2 protein-coding genes are annotated in these 1529 nt (G+C 40.5%); both read right to left on the reverse strand.

Translation table 11 applies throughout. The annotated features are described in order from the left end of the window. Window positions 1-60 precede the first annotated feature (60 nt). Complete coding sequence (locus tag HMJ38_RS25025; protein ID WP_228780271.1) at window positions 61-1071, reverse strand: IS3 family transposase; 1011 nt, start codon at window positions 1069-1071, stop codon at window positions 61-63. A gap of 2 nt (window positions 1072-1073) precedes the next feature. Continuing rightward, entirely contained in the window at window positions 1074-1466 is a 393-nt protein-coding gene (locus HMJ38_RS25030) for a hypothetical protein (protein WP_194977188.1), read from the reverse strand. Between the last annotated feature and the right edge of the window lie 63 nt (window positions 1467-1529).

The following is a 1529-nucleotide window of genomic DNA, read 5'->3' on the forward strand; positions in this document are numbered from 1 at the left end:
TGTCTCGTCCTGAAAATGGTTGACACTTTTGTTTTTCAAATATAGTCAGTGTTTCAATTTCTAAGAAGTTTCAATTAACTTACAATACCACGATGAAGCGGAGGCAAGCTCTGCTGAGGAGCAACTTGTCAAGGAATAGTCGTTTGGTCCGATAGCGTTGCTATTTTCAGACCGGGCTTTAACAGGCCTGGTCTTCTTTTTCCAATTGTATTTCTTTCCAATAACGCGTTCGGTATCATGCCTTGGAAAACCTTCGTCATGTACTTGCTTTGGCGTAAGATTTCCCAATCCTTCGTGCGGTCTCATATCATTATAGATTTTGATAATCTGTCTGATGTATTTTTGCGGATTGATATTTGTTTCTCCTGCAACATCATCCAGCCACTCTTCTTTTAGAATTCCATTCACTCTTTCTGCAATGGCATTTTCATGTGGAGAGGCAGGCTTTGTCATGCTTATCCAGACTTTTTTCTTTTTCAAAAGGTCTGTGTAATCATAACTGCAGTACTGTACCCCACGGTCTGAATGATGCGCCAGGGAATATGGGCCAATATTTTTTTGGGTCTGAAAAGCCATTTTCAGGGCTTCAAGTGCTGATTCAGCCTTCAGGTCAAGAGAAAGATTCCAGCCCACTATTTTTTGGGAATAGGCATCCGTAATAAGATACAGGTACATAACTTCCCCGTTCAGTTCGACATAGGTAATATCGGAAACCCATAACTGGTTGGGCCTTGAGACAACCATGTTTTCTACAAGGTTATGGTACTTCCTCAGCCAATGATGGCTTTGGGTAGTGAAAAACTTCCTTTTTCTTTTGGTTACCAATAACCCGTTCATTCGAAGCAGATCAAACAGTTTATCCCTGCCTATCTTGATTTTCATTCTGATCAAGTCTTTCTGAATCAGAGGGTTTATCTTCCTCAACCCCCATCTGGATGTTTTGGCCTTCTTTCTTATCTTGAAAACAAGATTTAAGACCAACTCTTCCTCAAATGCCTCCCGGCAAATATAATTTAAAGCTTTATAGTAGCCTTGCCTGCTCTTGCCAAACAATTCACAAAGTCGCGCCAAACTTACGTCCGGCTTTTCTTCTCTGAGTCTTTGAATTGTTTGGCACCAGACTTTTTTTCAAGATCCAGACCATATTCTTCTCTGGCAATATCGACCATGATCTGATATGCCCTGCCCTTTAAACGGCTAAGCTTCAGCTCTTCTTCAAGTTGCCTGATACGGGCTTTTAACTCACCGTTGGAATCCTGTTCTATTGACATATTTCTTAAAATCGGAAGAGGGTCTTTCGGAACTCTTCTTTCAAGACCGGCAAAAATCCTCATCCATTCCAAGATAGCAGATTTGCTTTTAATTCCATAAACATGCCTTGCCTGTTCTTTGGTCAAGGTACCTGAGAGTACTTCCATGACAATTTCTCTCCTGGAATCTTCGGAAAATTTTTCTGGTTCACGCATTTTGTCCGTATATAGGTTTACAATTTTAAATTAAATTGTGTCAACCTATTTCAGTACACGACC

This window comes from Aquiflexum lacus (genome assembly GCF_015476655.1).
Classification (GTDB): domain Bacteria; phylum Bacteroidota; class Bacteroidia; order Cytophagales; family Cyclobacteriaceae; genus Aquiflexum; species Aquiflexum lacus.